The sequence below is a fragment of the Mucilaginibacter straminoryzae genome (genome assembly GCF_022953055.1).
GTDB lineage: Bacteria > Bacteroidota > Bacteroidia > Sphingobacteriales > Sphingobacteriaceae > Mucilaginibacter > Mucilaginibacter straminoryzae.
Map to the genome: position 1 here is coordinate 606,830 of NZ_JALJEJ010000001.1, position 20,400 is coordinate 627,229.

At 45.6% G+C, this 20,400-nt stretch carries 12 protein-coding genes; 4 read left to right on the plus strand and 8 right to left on the minus strand.

The features are described 5' to 3' along the window. Nucleotides 1-307 precede the first annotated feature (307 nt). Together MUY27_RS02685 and MUY27_RS02690 are read left to right on the plus strand one after the other, a co-directional pair. Nucleotides 308-1,882 carry a glycoside hydrolase family 43 protein gene (locus MUY27_RS02685; protein WP_245128427.1) on the plus strand — a complete coding sequence of 525 codons (1,575 nt, stop codon included), beginning with the start codon at nucleotides 308-310 and terminating at the stop codon, nucleotides 1,880-1,882. Nucleotides 1,883-1,918: 36 nt separating this feature from the next. Beyond that, a complete protein-coding gene (locus MUY27_RS02690) occupies nucleotides 1,919-4,081 on the plus strand; it encodes an alpha-glucuronidase family glycosyl hydrolase (protein ID WP_245128428.1) in 2,163 nt (720 codons plus the stop codon). A gap of 55 nt (nucleotides 4,082-4,136) precedes the next feature. On the opposite strand, the gene MUY27_RS02695 is transcribed toward MUY27_RS02690, so the two are convergent. The 6 genes from MUY27_RS02695 to MUY27_RS02720 all read right to left on the minus strand — a co-directional run bounded on the left by MUY27_RS02695 (nucleotide 4,137) and on the right by MUY27_RS02720 (nucleotide 10,973). After that, nucleotides 4,137-5,468 (minus strand): glycoside hydrolase family 43 protein, encoded by a 1,332-nt coding sequence (locus MUY27_RS02695; protein ID WP_245128429.1) that lies wholly within the window; start codon nucleotides 5,466-5,468, stop codon nucleotides 4,137-4,139. Between the two features lie 79 nt (nucleotides 5,469-5,547). After that, a complete protein-coding gene (xyl3A, locus tag MUY27_RS02700; protein ID WP_245128430.1) occupies nucleotides 5,548-8,142 on the minus strand; it encodes a xylan 1,4-beta-xylosidase in 2,595 nt (864 codons plus the stop codon). A 44-nt stretch (nucleotides 8,143-8,186) separates the two neighbouring features. Then, nucleotides 8,187-9,533, minus strand: a complete 1,347-nt coding sequence (locus MUY27_RS02705) for a family 43 glycosylhydrolase (protein ID WP_245128431.1) — start codon at nucleotides 9,531-9,533, stop codon at nucleotides 8,187-8,189. Between the two features lie 196 nt (nucleotides 9,534-9,729). Beyond that, on the minus strand, nucleotides 9,730-10,035 hold the full coding sequence (locus tag MUY27_RS02710; protein WP_245128432.1) for a hypothetical protein: 306 nt from the start codon (nucleotides 10,033-10,035) through the stop codon (nucleotides 9,730-9,732). A 161-nt stretch (nucleotides 10,036-10,196) separates the two neighbouring features. Next, entirely contained in the window at nucleotides 10,197-10,553 is a 357-nt protein-coding gene (locus tag MUY27_RS02715) for a cupin domain-containing protein (RefSeq protein WP_245128433.1), read from the minus strand. A 57-nt stretch (nucleotides 10,554-10,610) separates the two neighbouring features. Beyond that, a complete protein-coding gene (locus MUY27_RS02720; protein WP_245128434.1) occupies nucleotides 10,611-10,973 on the minus strand; it encodes a chorismate mutase in 363 nt (120 codons plus the stop codon). A gap of 393 nt (nucleotides 10,974-11,366) precedes the next feature. Here MUY27_RS02720 and MUY27_RS02725 point away from each other — a divergent pair, with 393 nt between their 5' ends. Beyond that, nucleotides 11,367-12,491 carry an endo-1,4-beta-xylanase gene (locus MUY27_RS02725; protein WP_245128435.1) on the plus strand — a complete coding sequence of 375 codons (1,125 nt, stop codon included), beginning with the start codon at nucleotides 11,367-11,369 and terminating at the stop codon, nucleotides 12,489-12,491. Nucleotides 12,492-12,617: 126 nt separating this feature from the next. Beyond that, on the plus strand, nucleotides 12,618-14,666 hold the full coding sequence (locus tag MUY27_RS02730) for an NPCBM/NEW2 domain-containing protein (protein WP_245128436.1): 2,049 nt from the start codon (nucleotides 12,618-12,620) through the stop codon (nucleotides 14,664-14,666). 400 nt (nucleotides 14,667-15,066) lie between these two features. Here the strand turns inward: MUY27_RS02730 and MUY27_RS02735 are convergent, their stop codons facing one another. Continuing rightward, complete coding sequence (locus MUY27_RS02735) at nucleotides 15,067-16,983, minus strand: RagB/SusD family nutrient uptake outer membrane protein (protein ID WP_245128437.1); 1,917 nt, start codon at nucleotides 16,981-16,983, stop codon at nucleotides 15,067-15,069. 11 nt (nucleotides 16,984-16,994) lie between these two features. Further along, complete coding sequence (locus tag MUY27_RS02740; protein ID WP_245128438.1) at nucleotides 16,995-20,009, minus strand: SusC/RagA family TonB-linked outer membrane protein; 3,015 nt, start codon at nucleotides 20,007-20,009, stop codon at nucleotides 16,995-16,997. Nucleotides 20,010-20,400: the final 391 nt, after the last annotated feature.

Genomic DNA, 20,400 nt, shown 5'->3' on the forward strand with positions numbered 1-20,400 from the left:
TTTTAAAGCACTGATTCCGGCATTCATAAACGCCTCAAAGATGAGGGTCTCTTATAACGAAAACTGTTATCTATTATTAAAAAATCATTAAAAGCTCTACTGTGGTGCGATAATGGTAATTATTATTAGTTAAAAATGAAATTGCTGTTAAATGATTGATTCATTCTGCCAGATAATCGAAATGAACATTTGATATAGTAAATTACACATTTGTGCTACAGATGATGTGGGTTATTCGGCATCTTAGCAACCGCTGCAATACCCACAAATTCTTGAATGAGCAGCAGACATTAATCTAATCAATGAGATGAGAAGAATAATACGCCATGCGGTACTTGCCTTATGCTTTTGTGTTACCTCGGTTTTGTGCCTGGCGCAAAAAGCGCATAATCCCGTGATATATGCAGACGTGCCGGATATGTCTATGATCCGGGTGGGAGACACCTATTACATGAGCAGTACTACCATGCATATGAGCCCGGGTGTGCCTATTATGAAATCAAAAGACCTGGTGAACTGGCAAATGGTGAGCTACGCCTACCAAACGCTGGACGACATGGATGAACTGAACCTGGTTAACGGAAAGAGCACCTATGGAAGAGGTTCATGGGCGAGTAGCCTGCGATACCACAACGGAACTTTTTATGTAAGCACCTTTGCGCAAACTACCGGCAAAACCTACATCTACACCACCAAGAATATTGAAAAAGGCCCATGGAAAGCCATTTCTTTTAAGCCTTCCATGCATGATCACTCCCTGTTTTTTGACGATGACGGTAAAGTGTATATGGTTTTCGGCAGCGGCCGCATTATGCTTGCCGAGCTGAATGATAACCTTGATGGATTGAAACCGGATGTTAAACCGCAGGTGATTATCGAGAATGCAAGCCTGGCGTCGGGCAGCAATATTGGTTTGCCTGCAGAAGGGTCTCAACTGTTTAAAGTAAACGGGAAATATTACCTGTTCAATATTACCTGGCCGCGCGGTGGAATGCGGACGGTGATCGTCCACCGGGCAGACCATATTACAGGCCCGTACGAAGGGCGGACGGTATTGCAGGACAAGGGTGTGGCGCAGGGTGGCGTAATCAGCACTCCGAAAGGCGATTGGTATGCGTATTTGTTCCGCGATAATGGCGCCGTTGGGCGAATCCCTTACCTCGTACCCATGAAATGGGAGGATGGCTGGCCGGTGATCGGCATCAACGGAAAGGTGCCGGACACGCTCGATCTTCCTGCCAATAGATCGTTAATTCCGGGTATCGTCAATTCTGATGAATTTACCCGCAAATCTAAAGATGCACCATTGCCGCTGGTTTGGCAGTGGAACCACAACCCGGACAACCAGCTATGGTCTGTTACTGAAAGGCCGGGTTATTTAAGGTTGAAGACAGGACGGGTAGATACTTCTTTATTATTAGCAAGAAATACCCTCACCCAACGCACCTTCGGGCCAATGTGTTCGGCGGTAACCGCGTTAGATGTAAAGGGTATGAAAGATGGGGATAGGGCAGGGCTGATGCTGTTGCAGAAGAAATACGGATGGATAGGTGTAAAAGCTGAAGATGGTAAAAAGTACCTGGTGGCAATCGACGCGCAGTCGGGTTCGCTGAAGGAAACCACAGGGGTAGAACTCAAATCTGAGAAGGTATACCTGAAGGCCGTATGCGATTTCAGGGACCGTACCGATAAAGGCTATTTTTACTACAGTCTGGACGGTAAATCGTGGACACGCTTGGGTGATACGCTTCAGATGGTATACACCTTACCGCACTTTATGGGCTATCGTTTCGGGCTGTTTAACTACGCCACAAAAACACCCGGAGGCTTTGCCGACTTTGATTATTACCACTTGAGCGAACGCCCCGAAGAATTGCAATAGATCATTTTACAAACTTAATCAACCTTGATATTAGCGATGAGAGTATCCCGCTTCATTTTATTTTTTATCGCAGCTTTCGCTTTTGCGAACACGCTTAAAGCAGATAACGGTTATGAGCTTTGGCTTAAATATAAACACATACAAAACCCTGCTGTTGAAACCCGCTATCGAAGCCAGGTGAACGGTATCTATTTTCCGTCTAACACAGATCGCCTGCTGGTTGCCCGTAAAGAACTGGTCCGTGGTTTGGGTGGCTTGCTTAATATCCAACCTAAATTTGCATCAATAGATCAAAGCAGCCTTATCGTGGGTACCATCCCTCAAACAGGCTGGGCAGGTCGTACAATTGACGCGTCTTCCATACAAACCATCGGTAACGAAGGGTACATCATCAAAACAATAAAACAAAACGGTAAGAGCGTTATCCTGATTGCCGGAAATACGGATACCGGGGTGCTTTACGGTACTTTCGCTTTCTTGAAGTTAATGCAGACGGGTAAATCACTGGATAATCTAAATATTGTAGACTATCCTAAGACATCCTATCGCGTATTGGATCATTGGGATAATCCTGATCGCTCTGTTGAACGGGGATACGCCGGCTTCTCTATCTGGAACTGGCATAAATTGCCGGGATACATCGACCCAAGGTATATTGATTATGCGCGAGCAAATGCGTCTGTTGGGATTAACGGCTCTGTTCTGAATAACGTGAATGCGAATGTACAGATGCTTTCGCCGTTCTACCTGGCTAAGGTAAAAGCCCTGGCAGATGCGTTCAGGCCATACGGTATCAGGGTTTACCTGGCGGTTAAATTTAGCAGCCCGGTAGAGTTGGGCGGGCTAAAAACCGCCGACCCTTTAGATACTGCAGTGCAACGCTGGTGGAAGAGCAAGGCTGATGAGATTTACCGCGCCATCCCCGATTTTGGCGGCTTCCTGGTGAAAGCAAATTCAGAGGGGCAGCCCGGCCCGCAAACTTACGGCCGCAACCATGCCGAGGGGGCGAACATGCTGGCGGATGCCGTTGCTCCGCATCATGGTATTGTAATGTGGCGCGCTTTTGTTTATGACCATAAAGTACCGGATGACAGGGCAAAACAGGCTTATAATGAGTTTACGCCATTGGACGGAAAGTTTAGGCCAAATGTAATGGTGCAGGTAAAGAACGGCCCGATTGATTTTCAGCCACGCGAACCTTTCCACCCGCTTTTCGGTGCGCTGCCAAATACCCCAATTATGCTGGAAGTGCAGCTAACGCAGGAATATCTGGGCTTTTCCACCAACCTGGTTTATGAAGCCCCCTTGTTTAAAGAGGTACTCAATTCAGATACCTATGCCAATGGGAAAGGGACAACGGTTTCCAAAATTTTGCAGGGGAAATACAATCCTAAGCTGATTACCGGGATGGCTGGTGTGGCTAACATAGGTACAGACCTTAATTGGTGCGGACACCCATTTGCGCAGGCCAATTGGTATTGCTTCGGCAGGCTGGCCTGGAACCCGGATCAGACATCGGCAGAAATTGCTGACGACTGGTTAAAGATGACCTTCACCAACGATCAGCGTTTTGTAGGGCCCGTTAAGCAGGAAATGCTGCAATCGAGAGAGAATACAGTTAATTATATGACACCTCTTGGCTTGCACCATATCATGAGCGCTAATGGCCATTACGGCCCCGGCCCGTGGACGGATAACATCGGCCGTGCAGACTGGACAGCCGTTTACTACCATAAGGCAGATACGAACGGCGTAGGTTTCGACCGTACAGCTACAGGCAGTAACGCCCTGGGCCAGTATCGCCCGGAAGTTGCCAAGTACTATGGAGATCTTGCCACCTGCCCTGATGAGTATTTATTGTGGTTCCATCACTTAAGCTGGAATTATAAAATGCGGTCTGGCAAAACGCTCTGGGATGAAATGGTGCACCATTACTACGAAGGCGCAGATTCTGTAAAACACATGCAGCAGGTTTGGAACAGCGTGCAACCGTATGTCGACCCTGAATTGCATGACGAGGTAAAACAACTGATGGCCGTACAATACGCGGAAGCCATCAGATGGAGAAATTCTTGTGTGCTTTATTTTCAGACATTCTCGCGCAAGCCTATCCCGGCAGTTTACCCGCAACCCGAACATGACTTGAGCTACTACCGCAGCCTGCGGTTTATGAACGTACCGGGCCAGGGAACAAATTAACTACCCGGATCAAATAATAATGAAAAAGGCAATAAGCGCGGTTAATTAGCGGCGCTTATTGTTTAAACTGCCACCAGTCGAAGTTAAAAAGGTCTGTCCCTGTTCCTTTGAAAACAAAGTAAACGTCATGGATACCTTTTACTTTCTCTACAGTAGCTTGCTGAATGTTGTAAGTTTCTAAGCCACCAGTTGGCTGAATTTTGCAGGTACCGATCAGTTTTCCATCCTTCCCATCGATACGGATTTCTATCTGTCCGCCTTTCTCTTTTGCGGCAACGTTAGCGCTAAATGAACGTGCGCCGTTGCGGAAATCTAAACTTCTTACTTTGATATAATCGCCGTTGCTGATGTCGGTCACAAAGATTCTTCCTGCATCGTTGCGGCCAATTTCAATGCCCTCTTCCCAGGCAATGGTTTCTGCCTCGATGCGCCGGTAAGGGTTCAGGTTCGAAACACTTTTTATAATCCCTTCCGTAGTAGGGGTAATTACCGGGATGCTGCCATCCGGGTTGAAATGGATTTCTTCTGCACAAACAGACCTGTCGAAACCTCCGCCACCAGGCAAAGCGCCATTGTGATAGAACAGGTAGGTGCGGCCTTTATAATCTATCAGGCCGGGGTGGTTGGTAAATGCGCCGCCTTTTTTAATCTCGTGCATAATGGTATCCCGGTATATCCAAGGGCCTGTAGCGCTTTTGGCAGTTGAGTAAGCCAAGTGTTCGGGTACACCTCCAGCGGGGTAAAGCAGGTAGTAAAGCCCTTTGCGTTTGTATAACCACGGCCCTTCTTCATAGGCCGACGGTCTTTTATCTGCATTCTTAATCCGGAAGTGGAAGCCTTCCTTCGTTAAAGGGACTTTTATAATTCCGGTTTTTTGATCAAACGAGGTCATGTCGGGGTTTAGTTTCACGTACCATAGATCAGGGTTGCCCCAATAAAGGTAAGCCTGACCGTCATCATCAATAAAAACAGTCGGATCGATGTCGCCGCCGCTGTTCGATACTAAGGGCTTACCCAGGGCGTCTTTAAATGGGCCGGTCGGGCTATCAGATACGGCAACCCCAATAGCCATTCGGTTGGTCGTTTTTTCTTTGGTGCAGATGTACCAGTAAAACTTCCCATTCCTTGGGATGGTTTGTGCAGCCCAAGCGTCACCTTTAGACCATTCGAAGGTACCAGTAGACAGCGGCGAGCCGCGATCCGTCCAGTTCACCATATCTGTAGTAGAGAAGATGTGCCAGTCTTTCATGGTAAACCAGGTAGATTTATCTTCATCATGCCCGGTGTACAAAAAAAGCGTGTCTTTATAAACCATTGGTGCAGGGTCTGCAGTGTAAATGGTTTGTATGATAGGATTTTGTGCAAAAGCAGTTGCTGCTGCGAACATAGCGGAACAGGTTAATGCAGTTGACCGGAATATTTTAATCATATCAGTTAAACAGGATATGTTGTGTAAAAGGTAAATGTTATTTAATAGTGATTTTAACAGATTTCAAATCTTTCGGATCAGAGCTGTTGCCGTAAAGCAGTTCATACTTTCCGGGCTGTACACTTAAACCACCGCCATCTTCATTATAAGTTTCGAAGCTTTTATAGGGGAGATCCACAACTAAGTTTTCTGTTTTGCCCGCGGGCAGCGGTACTCTTTTAAAGCTTCTTAATGTTTTGGAAGGGCCTGCTGTGTCACCCTCCTTTTTGATATAAATTTGGAGTACTTCCGTACCGTTAACCCTACCTGTGTTTGCAACAGGGATAGTTAAATGGACGCCCTGGTTTTGTGTGATAGTGCTTTGATCTAACCTTGCGGTACCGATGTTAAACTGTGTGTAGCTAAGGCCAAACCCAAACGGAAAAAGCGGTTTCTCGGTCATGTAGCGATAGGTTCGGCCCTTCATAGAATAGTCGCTAAAGTCTGGTAGTTGTTTCAGGCTGGTATAGAAGGTAACCGGTAATTTGCCGGAAGGGTTATAGTCGCCGAATAATACATCGGCAATAGCCTGCCCACCTGCCTGACCTGCATACCAGGTCTGTAAGATGGCTTCGCAATTTTCGCTTTCAGGCACCATTGCAATGGCAGATCCAGAGCAGTTTACGAAGATTACTTTCTTACCGGCTTTTCTCAGCGTATCTATGCAACGGCGCTGGATGGAAGGCAATTCGATATCGGTACGGTCGCCGCCTTTAAAACCGGGTAGCTGAACAGGCATTTCTTCGCCTTCCAGTCTTGGCGAAATACCACCGGCAAAGATCACCACATCCGCATCTTTTACCTTGTTTAATAAAGCACTAAACGTTACCGGTATTTCTTTCCCGAAATTAAAGCCAAGGTTTGCCGCCCAGTTATTCAGTTGCTTGTAACGAAGTTCTATTTTATAGCTCTTGCCAGCCTCTACCGGCAGGTTGATCTTTGAAGGTAATGAGCGCCAGCTACCGTTTTTAAGCACCGATTTGCCATCTACAAAAAGCTCTGAGAAGCCTGTCGCTTCTAATTTAAACACCACTTCCCCGCTGAAAGAGGGTTTATAAACGGTTTCGTATTTGGCGGAGAAAGCTTCGGTGTTAACGCCCTGCGCAAACTGGTGTGCGCCAAAGGTGGTCAACGCAATAGGACCGGTGATCTGGTCCGTTGCAACGGGTGTGCCTTCCATATTACGGTTATTCCAGTAGGTAGCCTTAACGCCGGTTTTGCCATCGAAATTACTTTCTGCCACGCCGGTTTCGGTTAGTTTGTCTTCTGTCAGGTCGCAGCCTTTATCGTAGATCAACTGATTGGGGCTGAGTTTTGATCTGATCCCTTCAAGGATATTGACGGTTTTTGCGGGTGTGCCATTATAGTTGCCCCACAGCATTTGTGAATCATCGGCATTGGGGCCGATAAGCGCTACTTTTTTTAACGACTTGCTCAACGGTAAAACATTGTTTCGGTTCTGCAGCAGCGTAATGGTTTCATGGGCCATATCCAGCGCCAGCTGCTGATGCGCCGGGGAGTTCACCACCGATAGTGGGATTTTTGCCCACGATACCAGCTTATCGTCGTCCATTTCGCCTAATTCAAAACGTTGGGTCATTAGGCGTACCACACTTTTATCAATTTCTTTTTCTTTGATCAGCCCGCGCTTTACGGCATCAGGGATTTTATCGAAAGCGTAACCCACACATTCTACATCCGTTCCGGAAAGAACGGCTTTAGCGGCGGCATGGGTAGCATCGGAAGAAGAATGGTGCGAACGGTAAAAGTCTGTAATAGCACCGCAGTCAGAAACTACCAGGTACTTAAAGCCCCAGTCTTCGCGCAGTATTTGCCCTAATAAACGGGTACTGCCGCAGCAGGGTTCATCGTCCAGCCGTTGATAAGCACACATCACCTCGCGCACGTCTGCTTCCTGTACTAATGCCTTAAAGGCCGGGGTATAGGTTTCCCAAAGGTCGCGCGGGTTAACATCGTTCACATTCATTTCGTGGCGGCTCCATTCCGGCCCAGAGTGCACGGCATAGTGTTTTGCACAAGCCAGCAGCTTACGATATTTCGCGGTCGACGGCCCCTGTAATCCTTTTACTACCGAAATCCCCATCCGCGAAGTCAGATACGGGTCTTCGCCGTAGGTTTCCTGCCCGCGGCCCCAGCGCGGGTCGCGGAAAATATTCACGTTCGGCGTCCAGACAGAAAGATCATGGAAGCGCTGGCTTTCTCCTTTCTTACGGTAATCATTGTTTTTAGCGCGGGCTTCGTCTGAAACCGCATCAAATACTTTAAATACCATCTGGTCATCAAAAGAAGCCGCCATGCCTATCGGTTCGGGGAACACGCTTACCGGCCCCTGGTTGGCGTAACCGTGCAGCGCTTCGCTCCACCAGTTAAACTTCTTGATGCCTAATCGCGGAACAGGGTCAGAAATATCTTTCATCAAGCCCACCTTTTCCTTTAATGTTAGCCTTTTTACCAGGTCTTTCGCCCTTGTTTCAGATGGCAGGTTGGGATTTTGATAGGGAAGCTTTTGAGCCGTAGCAGTCAAGCTGCACAGCAGTATCAACGAAGTGTAAAGGTTTATACGGAGTTTCATGGGATTTATAATTGGTTAAAAAGATAGGTTGTTGATGCGGTTTCTTATTCGAATTTAATCCAGTCTATCGCGACCGGTCCTTCGCCTTTTAGCACCAGGAATAGATCATGTGTGCCTTTTAATCTGGCGTTCAGTTTTGCGGCGGTGATCTGCCAGTCAGTGTCCTCTTTCAATTCTATGGTAGCTAAAGGTGCACCACCCATTTTATCAGCGTAGAGTTCTACAATTGCCTGGTTTTTCTGGTTCGAGGATACTTTCAAGGTGTTGAATTTTCCTTTGCCAAAGTCAACCTTATTATACCTCACCCATGCTCCAGGATTACTAAGCATTACTTTCCAGCCCTTCATGGTATGGGCGGTATCGATAAAATCAACAGAAACGCCGCTTTGGCTGATTGCGCTGTACCGGTCTACCTGGATTTCTTTTCCTGCCGGGGTGATACCAATACCGCGAAGTGTCGGGATTACTTTTTGAATGGTGCCATCGCTATTGAAAAACAAGCTGTCTGCACGGATGGATCTGCTTTTGTCGAATTTGGGCGAAAGCTGGTCGTCATGGTAAAATAAATACCATTGGTTACGGAATTTAATAATAGACTGGTGATTGGTCCAGCAGCCGGACGGCGATTCGTCCATGATGACGCCCGTAAACTTAAACGGCCCGAGTGGACTGTTTGAGGTGGCGTATTCCAGCCGCTCTGTCTTGTTTGCTGCGTGGGGATAGGTGAGATAATAGGTGCCGTTGCGTTCGAAAAGGTAGGGTCCTTCTTTTAATCCTTTTTCTGGTAGTTCTTTTAGGATCTGCGGTTCGGATGCAAGTTCCAGCATATTCTCTTTCAGCTTTGCGCCGTAAATATTTCCCTGCGCCCAATAAAGGTAGGCCTGCCCGTCTTTGTCGATAAATACGTTGGGGTCTATACCGTGAACGCCTGCAATAGGCTTTGTTTGGGGAATGAACGGACCATATGGTTTATCTGCCACGGCCACACCGATGGAAAATCCGCGGTTACCTTCGCTGGCTTTTGCCGTAGCGGGGAAATAGAAATAATACTTGCCTTTGCGGTAAATACAATCTGGTGCCCACATACTGTATGCAGTACTATCAGCCCATGGAACGGTAGTCTGGCTGACAATTGCGCCTTGATCTTTCCATTCCGTCAGGTTGGCCGACGAAAATACGTGGTAATCTTCCATGCAGAACCAACCTACCCTACCATGCCCCGGCCTGGCTAAAATGTCATGGGATGGATAGATGTACACACTGTCGCCAAAAACGCGTGCAGACGGATCTGCCGTAAATTGGTTAGTGATAAGCGGATTCTGTGCCTTCACCGATAAGGTAAAAAGGCAGCTGATGGCGCAAAATAGCGTGCTGGATTTAGGAAATTTCATATGCGATTGCGGCAGTACACGGTCTGGTTATTCCCGGTACTTTTCGTTCCCTAATTTCACCTACGCCGTTTATTCTAAGGTGTAATTTTTGACAAAAACACACCACATATGTTTACGCCAACGCGCAATTACTAAGGTTTGGACAGCAGAAGCATAAACGGTGGTATTTTAGCGCTTTCGATTATTACCTAAAGTATTAAACTGCAACTGCTCGTTGCCTGGCAACCAACTGGAAGAAAATAGCCGGTAAAAGGAGGATACCTTTTTCACCGTTATCAGTTTCTACCGTATGCACATATTTATACTGCAGAAATAATCGGTCATAAATCTGGTCTACCAGTTTAATAGTAGTAGCAAAAGGTTTTGTTTCTATCTCAGTTTGAAGCGACCGGAGGTTTTTACCCTTGGTTAGTGCGAAGTCTGAAGTATAGCCCGCCTGGTGTAGTTGGGTAACCCTTTTGGTGAGCAGGCTGTTGATCTTTGGTTTTAATGTTTTTGTCATGATACTGGTTTTGTAGGATCATACCAAAATCAACGCCATTTAAGTTAATGATTGTATATCAGTTACTTGTAATAATTAAGTTATATCCGTTCTGACGATATTTCGAAGATTCACGATTCATAATAGAAGGTGACGGAATAAAGAGTGGAACAGATTGACCATCAGGCTAATGTAATGAATAAGGAGTTTCGTACGGCTTGTTTAACGTTCCGGCTCCGATGCCCTTTACCGGTGATATCTTCCATCAACAATATTTCGCCGGCTTCAAACGTGCGGGTTTCCCCGTCAGAGGTTTGAATTTCTACCGCGCCATCCAGCAAAACAACAAACTGGCGGGCGGGAGCAGTGTGCAGATCATCGTAAGTAGCCATCACTTTTCTAAAGGTTAATTCCTTCACCGGCACCTTCTCTGACAGATAGCCGAGCGGGCCGTTTTCCGGAAGCTGATATTGGTGATCTTCAAAATGGCTTTCGCCCTGCTCGTCGGCAAATACCCGCGTTACTTTAAAGTATTCCATGTTTTAAAACTAAGGAAAATCTGTAACTAGCCCTGACTATTTATGTGGCAAGGAATCTTACTTATTTTTCAGTTCCTCTTCTATCCGCAAACTTTCCTTGTGAACGGCGTTCATCAGTTCCGTCACAAAATCGGCCGATAAGCCCTGCTTTGCACCTGCTTCGATATTCTTATTCAGTACCTGCTGAAAGCGGGCTGGCTGCAAGGGTGGAATATTGTTCTTTGATTTGTAAATGCCAATTTCGCGTACTACACGCTCGCGTTCGCCCAGTAATTCAATCAGCTTTTTATCAAGCGAATCAATTTTCTTGCGGTTTACCTCCAGGGTTTGGTCGGCCTTTACAGGTGTAGTTTGAGCTTTCAGTATGCTTACCGAACATAGTAAAAAGGCGAATGCTAGGCAGCAGATAGTATATTTCATAAAACAGGATTAAGTGAATAATGCGTAGAACTATACTATAAGCTGATAGTTTAATTTTTAAAATATCCGTTAATGGCAAATATAGTGTGGTCGGCTTAGACGGGCGATCATTTCAGTTTTAAGTTTTTGTTAACAAGCTCGGACAACCAACAACAAACAAGTTTGATCCCGAATTTCAATCGATTGCAAAATATCGTCACAAATCAATTACTTACCTGCAAGTTTCGAAACTTTATCGTAACATTACTTTACCAATATCTTCCTCATAAATCGTTAAAAACTTTACTACCTTAAATTATGATCCACCAGAAACTAAAATCTTCTTTACTGCAATCGATTGCTGTTGTTTTATTGATTGTCTTTTGCGGATTCACTTTGAAACACCCTTCTCCAATGGAGAAATTACCCCACGCGAAGCATAGTGCTGGTAAGGTAAAAGGGTTGAAGGATTATTATAAAAAATACTTTCCTATCGGTGTGGCGGTAAATATGGCTGCACTACACGGTCCGGATTCAGCGCTCATCGTGCAAGAGTTTAACAGTGTAACACCCGAGAACGACATGAAGATGGGGCCAATTCACCCTGAAGAAAACCGGTACAACTGGAAAAATGCGGACGAGATTGTCAGCTTCGCCGAACAACATCATATTAAAGTGCGTGGTCACAATTTGCTGTGGCATGCCCAGGCGCCTGCCTGGATGTTTAAAGACAGCGCTGGGAATCAGGTAAGTAAAGAAGTTTTGCTGCAACGGCTGCACGATCATATCCAAACCGTAGTGAAGCATTATAAAGGGAAGATCTATGCCTGGGATGTAGTGAACGAGGCCATAGATGATGATAGTACGAAGTTTTTACGCAATTCGATGTGGTATAAGATCTGCGGAGAAGACTTTATCCCGAAGGCCTTTGAGTACGCCCACGAGGCCGACCCATCTGCCAAGTTGTTTTACAACGATTATAACAGCGAGCACCCGGGAAAGCGGGAACGTATTTATAAACTACTTAAGCAACTGGTAGATGCACATGTGCCGATTGATGGTGTAGGCTTGCAGGCGCACTGGAAATTGAATGATCCTTCACCGGAATTACTGCGCAAAGCGTTGGATGAATATTCGTCGCTTGGATTGAAAATTCAAATCACCGAACTGGATATTACCGTCAGGGCGCCGATTCCCTGGCCAAGAAGAAACCCTAACGCGGTACAAACTCAACCGGCTGCAATGCCTGCACCGGTAGCTGTACCTGATTCTGGTTATACCGCAACTATGGAGCAGAAACAGGTAGCCCAATACAAAATGGTGTTCGATATCTTCAGGGAATATAAAAAGGTAATCACCGGCGTAACGTTCTGGAACGTGTCTGACCGCTATAGTTGGCTGGATGCCCGTGGCGGCGGTCTTGCCGGCGGTGCGGCAGCTACACAAGCCGTAGGGCGAACCGTACGAAAAGCCTATCCGCTGCTTTTTGACGAAAACAGGCAACGTAAAAAGGCCTATTATGCCGTTGTGGATTTTTAACCGCCACTACTGATATTTTAGTGGCAAATAGTTGGAGGTATAAATCCGGTAAATTATATTTTTACAGGTGATATTCCTACAGCTACATCGTTGATTTACACTTTTAAGTTCAAATAATTGAAAATAATGATCAAGCCTTTGTTTTTTAAAAAGCTCGGCATCTTGTCGGCGATATTGCTATGCTCCAATTTATCTCAAGCAGGTAAGATTTATAACGACGTGGTATGGCTGGACCAGCTCGATTTGAGTGCCGCTACCCAGGGCTATGGTGTGCCTAATAAGAATAAAACTGTCGATGGGAGGACCATGACGATCGCCGGGAAGGCTTACGAGCGTGGCTTCGGTACACATGCGGAAAGTTCGCTGTTAATTCAGCTGAACGGAAAAGCGACGAGTTTTAGTGCTCAGGTGGGTATTGATGACGAGATAAAAGGGCACGAGCCTGCCGTAGAATTCCTGGTTTATGCAGATGGTAAAGTGATCTGGGCAAGTGGTGTAATGCACCTTGGCGATCCTGCCAAACCGTGCGCTGTTTCGCTTTCTGGTGTTAAAAAGCTTGAATTGGTGGTAACAGATGGCGGCAATGGAAATTATTACGACCATGCAGATTGGGCAGATGCCAAATTCGAGGCAGATGGCGTTAGCACGTTTCAAACCATCAATCCGATAGCTGTAACCCCTTATATTCTTACCCCCGTTGCGCCCGAAACACCAAGAATTAACGGAGCGAGTGTGTTTGGTGTGCGTCCGGGTTCTCCGTTTATGTACCGCGTACCTGCAACAGGCAAACGCCCTATGAGATTTGCTGTACAGGGACTGCCCGCCGGGCTGACCATTAACCCGCAAACGGGTTTAATTACCGGTAAATTGACCAGGAAGGGAGATTTTAAAGTTCAGCTGATGGCTACGAACAGCAAAGGGAAAGCTTCTAAAACCTTTCATATTATTTGCGGTGACCGCATCGCTTTAACACCGCCGATGGGATGGAATAGCTGGAATTGCTTTGCCGACCAGGTATCGGCAGATAAAGTAAAACGTGCCGCGCAGGCGATGGTAAAAAGCGGCCTGATCGATCACGGCTGGACCTATATCAACATCGATGATTTCTGGCAGAACCACCGCGATCCGAAAGATCTGGCGTTGCATGGCAAATTTAGGAATGATGCGGGATACATTCAGCCGAATGGGCGTTTCCCGGATATGAAAGGGTTAGCGGATGATATTCACCAAATGGGATTAAAAGCAGGTTTGTATTCCAGCCCTGGCCCCTGGACCTGCGGCGGCTGCGCCGGAAGCTTTGGTTACGAAAAGCAGGATGCTGAAAGTTATGCAAAATGGGGTTTTGACTATCTGAAATACGATTGGTGTAGCTATGGCGGCGTAATTAATGGAATGGCCGATAACGACCCGAATAAAGTGCCGTCGCTATCTTACAAAGGTGGTAATGACCTGGAAACAGCCATTAAACCTTACAGGTTAATGAGCGATTACCTGCGTAGCCAGCAACGCGATATCGTTTTTAGTCTTTGCCAGTATGGAATGTCGGACGTATGGAAATGGGGCGGTTCTATTGGTGGTACATCTTGGCGTACGACCAATGATATTACCGATACCTGGGCCAGTGTAAAAGGTATTGCCCTGGTGCAGGATAAAGCAGCAGGCTATAGCAAACCTGGTAACTGGAATGATCCGGATATGCTGGTATTAGGCGTAGTGGGCTGGGGTAATCCACACCCGACAAAGTTGAGACCTGACGAGCAATACCTGCACTTTAGCCTTTGGTGTATGTTCTCTGCACCGCTGCTCATCGGTTGTGATATGGAAAAGCTCGACGATTTTACGCTTAGTTTGCTTACTAATGATGAGGTGATTGCGCTTGACCAGGACGCTTTGGGCAAGCAGGCCACTTGTGTTCAAACCATTGGTGATTTACGTATCTATGTAAAAGAGCTGGAAGACGGCAGCCGGGCGGTGGGATTTTGCAACTTCGGGCTGGAAAAGGCAGCGTTAAACTATAACGACTTTAAAAAACTGGGCATCGCAGGCAACCAAAAGGTTCGCGATCTCTGGCGGCAGAAAACATTGGCAACCATCAACACGCAATCAGATAAAATAGCGGTTAATGTTCCTGCACATGGCGTATTATTGTATAAGTTTACCCCAGTGAAGAAATAATTATCGTTTCAAAACCTGCAACAGCTGCGGCTGCGTTTGCGCAGCGATCAAAAATGGTATTACAAAAGATCCTCCCCTAAAAGCGGAGGGTTTTTTGTTAATCACCCATTCAGCATCAACTGTTAGCCATTATAAAAACGCACTCGTTGCATTATAATGTAGCGGATGTAGCTTTGTGCTTATTCATCTACCTTTTTCTATTGCAATTGATTAATCTTGCCTTCTCAAAGGATACTATTGAATCGCCATTAATGTGCTAAGTGCCTTTGATAATAGAAAGGTGCTTTTTGACCTTTATTTTCTATTTACCTGTCAGCGTGAATAAACAGCAGTACATTATATAAAAGAAAAGGCTGCCCGCGTGGGCAGCCTTAGTAAAACCAATTATGAATGTACTAAATTAATAGCCAGGATTTTGATAAGCGGCTTTTTCAGCAGGTGTCATATCGAAAGAATCGATAGTACTTTGCGGAATCGGACGCAGATAGTGGAATGGCTGAATAGTGCGTGTAAACTTTTGCGGGTTATGGTCGCCAAAGGTTGGTCCGCAAATGGTATAAGTAGCAGCAATGTCAGACCAGGTTTGCGTACGGATCAGGTCGTACCAACGGCCGCCTTCACCATAATATTCGCGTGAACGCTCTGCAAGCAGATAGTTGAGGTCGATAGTTGCAGGTGTAGCAGCAAGCATAGCCTGGCTGTCGTCTTCAGTTTTTACTTTATTTCCGTTGTTGTCAAAACGCCATTTACCTGCACGGGCACGGATAACGTTGATCAGGTCTCTTGCTGATTTTCCGGCTGTAGTATTGGCACCTTTTATTGCAGCTTCCGCAGCAATAAAATAAAGCTCTGAAAATTTAGCAATCGGGAATGGACGGGTGCTGCCTGCATTAGGCTGACCTAAACCAGTACCGTTATCTGTACGGTAAGGACCTAATTTCCAAATACCAGGGTACATAATCCGGCTGATACCGCTTGGGTTAACCACCCAGTCTGAACGGTTCGGCAGTACACCCGCACCCACGTTACCGTTAGAAGCAGCGTATGTTACCGCATTGTTGTCGTCATTCAGGAACGTTAAAACAGCATCACCAGGCGATACCGGAAGTCCGTTGGCATTTGCAACAGTTTTAGAAGTGCTGCCACCTTTTGGCCAGTTACCGCGGTAAACTGTGGTAAAGGTTCCATCGTAACGCGAATCATTTGTTTTATCAGCAAAGGTGTTTTTAAATACTTCTATGGGTGGTGCCATACGTACCCACGGACGGCCTAAGTGCTGATCAGCTTCACGTAAAACGAGATTTTCGGTTGTTCTGATGTTCGGATAGTTCCAGGTTAACATCCAACTGGCAAAGTTATCCGGAGCACCACCGCTACCAAAGGTAAGGCTTGATCCATTGTATTTTTCGCTAGTCTGGGTGTGATCTGCATACAACACAATTTCGCTGTTACGATCATTAGAACCTACGTTTACATCATAATAGGTAGGCTGTAATGCAAATGGTCCCGGATCATTGATCGCAGCAGTTGCCAGATCATAAGCAGCTTGGAAATACCAGGTCGCGTCATGACCATTCGGATCAGTACGGTTGGTAACCGGATACGTAGGAATGTTCTTAGGGTTTTGTAACCACCATGCATAAGTAAGATATGCTTTGGCTAAGTATAAGCGCGCTGCTGTTTTGGTTACACCACCAACAACACGACCAGTAGCTGGCAGGTCGTTGATTGCCTGTAACAGGTCAGGGAAGATCGCTTTGGTATATACTTCCGGCACGGTGTTACGTTTAGAAGTACGGATAGGGTTGATGTTAAATTTCAACAAACCGGAACCAAGATCGAGCGGTACACCACCGTAAGTTTGAACCAGCAGGAAATAATCAAACGCCCTAAAGAAGCGTGCTTCTGCAAGCAATGGAGCAGATACCCCGGCCGCGGTGCCATTTTCAATTACACCGCTGGCGGTATTAATTGCCGGGAAGGCTTCTCCCCAGGGGATACTGCTTGGAAAAGTGTTAGACTGGAGGTTGCTTACACTGGTATAATCGTAATCTTTAAAGTTACCATCAGCACTTTGGCCCCAGGTAGCTTCATCTGTGCCTGTTACACCACTGTTGTAATAGTAAGCCTGGCCGTAAATATTACGTAAATGGTAATAAAGATAGGTTAAACCGCCTGTTACGCCCTGCTCTGTCTTAAAATATTCTGGTGTAAAGGTAGAGCGTGGGTTTTCATCCAGGATCTTTTTACAACCGGTGGTTAAAAGGCCCACTAAAAGCGTGCCTCTTAAGATGTTTTTAGTTATATTCCTTCTCATTGTCTATATGATTAAAATGTCACGTTTACGCCAAGTATGTAATTTCTGGTAGACGGTGCGTTGGTACCTATGGTAAGGATACGTCTTAATTGGTAAGAAAGAGGTACTGCGGCATTTTCATTACCCCCAGAGTTGGTTTCCGGATCCATACCAGACATTCTGTGGTAAGGAGAGAAAAACACGAACGGGTTTTGTGCGGTGAAATAACCACGTAGTCTTATGCCACCTTTTTTGCTTACCAATTTGCTGAAATCATAACCTAACGTAATAGTGCGAATTTTTAAGTAAGAAGCATCAAAATAACCAAGAGTGCTTCCATAGCGTGGATTATCGCCGTCCTGCACGCCACCAGGTTTAGGGAATCTTGCTCCTGTATTGGTTGGTGTCCAATAATCTACTTCAACGTTATTTCTGCGACCTGTAAGCATGTTCAGATAACCGCTTGAGCCGTATAGCGTACTATTTAATAAGCCGCCGTATTTAAATGCCGCTACCATAGATAAGTCGAATCCTTTGTAGGCAACTCTTGTGTTAAAGCCACCTTGTAGTTTGGGGTCTACATCCAGAATTTGGCGGTCTGCAGATCCGATAGCTCTTGTTGGCTTTCCTGTAGCATCATAAGTGCCCGTATAAAGTACCTTAATCATACCCACGTTGCCACTTGGTTCAAGCGTAGTTAAATAAGGGTCATTTTGTTGCCACAAACCGATTCTTTTATAATCGTATATGGCGTTGATGTTATGGCCCACAAACCACCAGTTGCCTTCATCTCTGGTTGCACCGTTAGCCAAGGCTACCAATTTATTGCGGTTAGCATACAGGTTGATGCCCACATCCCAAGTCCAGCCGCTGACATTATTCAAAATAGTACCGTTTAGGCTTAGTTCGATACCTTTATTTTGTGTTCTGCCAACGTTAGCTGTGTAGTTATTGAATCCATTTGTAATCGGAATTTGAACATTTAGCAACAGGTCTTTGGTATTGGTTTTATAAGCCTCAATAGTACCCCAGATTCGGTTTTTCAATATGGAGAAATCTAAACCTAAGTTATAAGTTTCAGAATACTCCCAACCTAATGTGGGGCTTGGGGCTTGCGTTACATAATATCCAGTTTGGTAATTGCTGTCGCCGAAATTGTATTGACGAGGGGTTAAAACACCTAAGGTTTGATAAGGATTTACCGCCTGATTAGAGGTTTGGCCGTAACCAACACGTAGTTTTAACCTGTCAATCGCGTTAATACCCTTCATGAAGGATTCATTAGTAATATTCCAGCCTGCCGAAATTGCAGGGTAGGTATGCCATTTGTGCCCAGGGGCCAGGCGCGAAGAACCGTCAGAGCGTAAGGTTGCAGAGATCATGTAACGGTCATCATAAGAATACATTACACGGCCCATATATGATTGCAACCCTGTTAAGCTGTAATTGCCTGGATTGATTGTCACCTCACCTGTTGCAGCGCCCAGGTTGTAAAATTGGAAAGCATCTGAAGGGATATTTTTTGCACTCATTGAAGAGCTGTTATACTTGTTTTGCTCTGCAGAGTATAAAGCAACCACGTTGATGTTATGCTTTTGTGCAAAGGTGTGATCGTAAGTTAACAGGTTTTCGATAGTCCAGTGATAGGTTTGTGCATTGTTAACTGTCGCCGTAGAAGGTGTAGTTACGGTAGTGCTGTTAATACCGGTGCCGGTATAATTACCGTAGTTGCTTTGAATGAAATCTAAACCAAGGTTTACACGATATTTCAAGCCATCAACCCATGGAATTCTAACTTCGCCATAAGTTGAGTTGTAGGTGGCAAAGCCCCGTGTTTCATCAAGCCATTGATTGTGCAAACCATTAACTACATCTTTAGTTAGGATGAAAGTTTCATCTAACGGCATTTTTACCGTTCTTTTCAGCGTGCCATCTGCTTTATATGGATTGGCAATAGGAGTGGTGCTCAGCGCGCCGTAAATGCCTACCTGGTTACCTTCTGTCAGGTTGTAATTACTATTATTGGTAAAGCCTATTTTTACATATTTACCCACCTGCTGGTCAACAGATCCGCGCATAGAATAGCGGGTATATTGCTGGGTAGGGATTAAGCCCTGGTTTTTGTAATAACCACCGCCAAAGTTGTAGCTACCGGTTTGCGTTCCACCAGAAACACCAACATCATTACTGGTTACCATACCATCGCGGTACAACAATTTCTGCCAATCAGTGTTTACATCGTTAGATTCATCGCCTGAAACATTATACAAACCTGCTGCTTTACGCAATGCAACAAATTCAGGTCCGTTCATCATTGGGTATCTGGCAAATAACTTTTGTTTACCGTAATAAGCGTTGTAGCTGATTTTAGCAGGTGTATTGGCCTGGCCTCTGTTGGTAGTGATCAGGATTACACCATTAGCGCCACGTGAACCGTAAATAGCGGTGGCAGACGCATCTTTTAGGATGTCGATACTTTTGATGTCGTTCGGGTTAATATCACCAAGCGAGCCAGGGAAAGGAATTCCGTCTAATACAACCAAGGGGTCATTGCTGGCGTTAAGTGAGCGTGCACCGCGGATCAGGATCTGCATGTTGGCGCCTGGCTTACTGTTATTCTGCGTAATCTCCACACCTGGAAGGCGTCCCTGCAAAGCCTGGCTGATGTTAGGTGAAGGTACATCACGTAGTTTATCGCCTCCTATGGATGAAACAGAGCCTGTAACAGCCTCGCGTCTTTGCGTACCGTAACCAATTACCACCACCTCGCTCAGGTCTTTAGAGTTTTTAGCAAGGGTAATGGTACCCAGGTTACGGGTAGCGTTAATTGGTTTAGTTTGTTCTATGTAACCTACAAAGGAAATGGAAACTGCTTTTGTGGTTGCAGGTACGTTAAGGGTGAAGTCGCCATTAAGGCCTGTAGAAGCAGCAGCAGAGCCGCCAACGGCTTTAACGGTCGCGCCGGGAAGCGGCTCGCCTTTTTCGTCCACCACCTTTCCGCGCACAGCAACGGTTTGCGCATACGTTACAATAGAAACTATGTTCAATAAGAATATTGATAAACATAATTTCCAGCATGTTAAATTAAATAGTCGAAGTTTTCTCATGTTATTGGATTTATCAATTGACGTACAAATGGTTCTAAATGTCCGGCTATCCTTGATAGCCGCTGTTAATGAAAGGAGCTAAGTTTTCATCGTACTTAAATATTTTAGGTCTTTCTGCTATTGGTACAGACGTTTGGTTGCTTACTATTCTTGATGCATCTTTTAATGCAATCGATTTCATAATAGGAGCCGACAAATGGTGTCTTTACTTTCAGCTTATTGGTTTAATAAAAAATGGTATTGGTTTATAGCTTAGTTGGGCTAATGTAACAAATTTATAGCCTTTTGCAATGTTGCTAAGTTCTATTGTTTGTTACACTTAATGTAACAA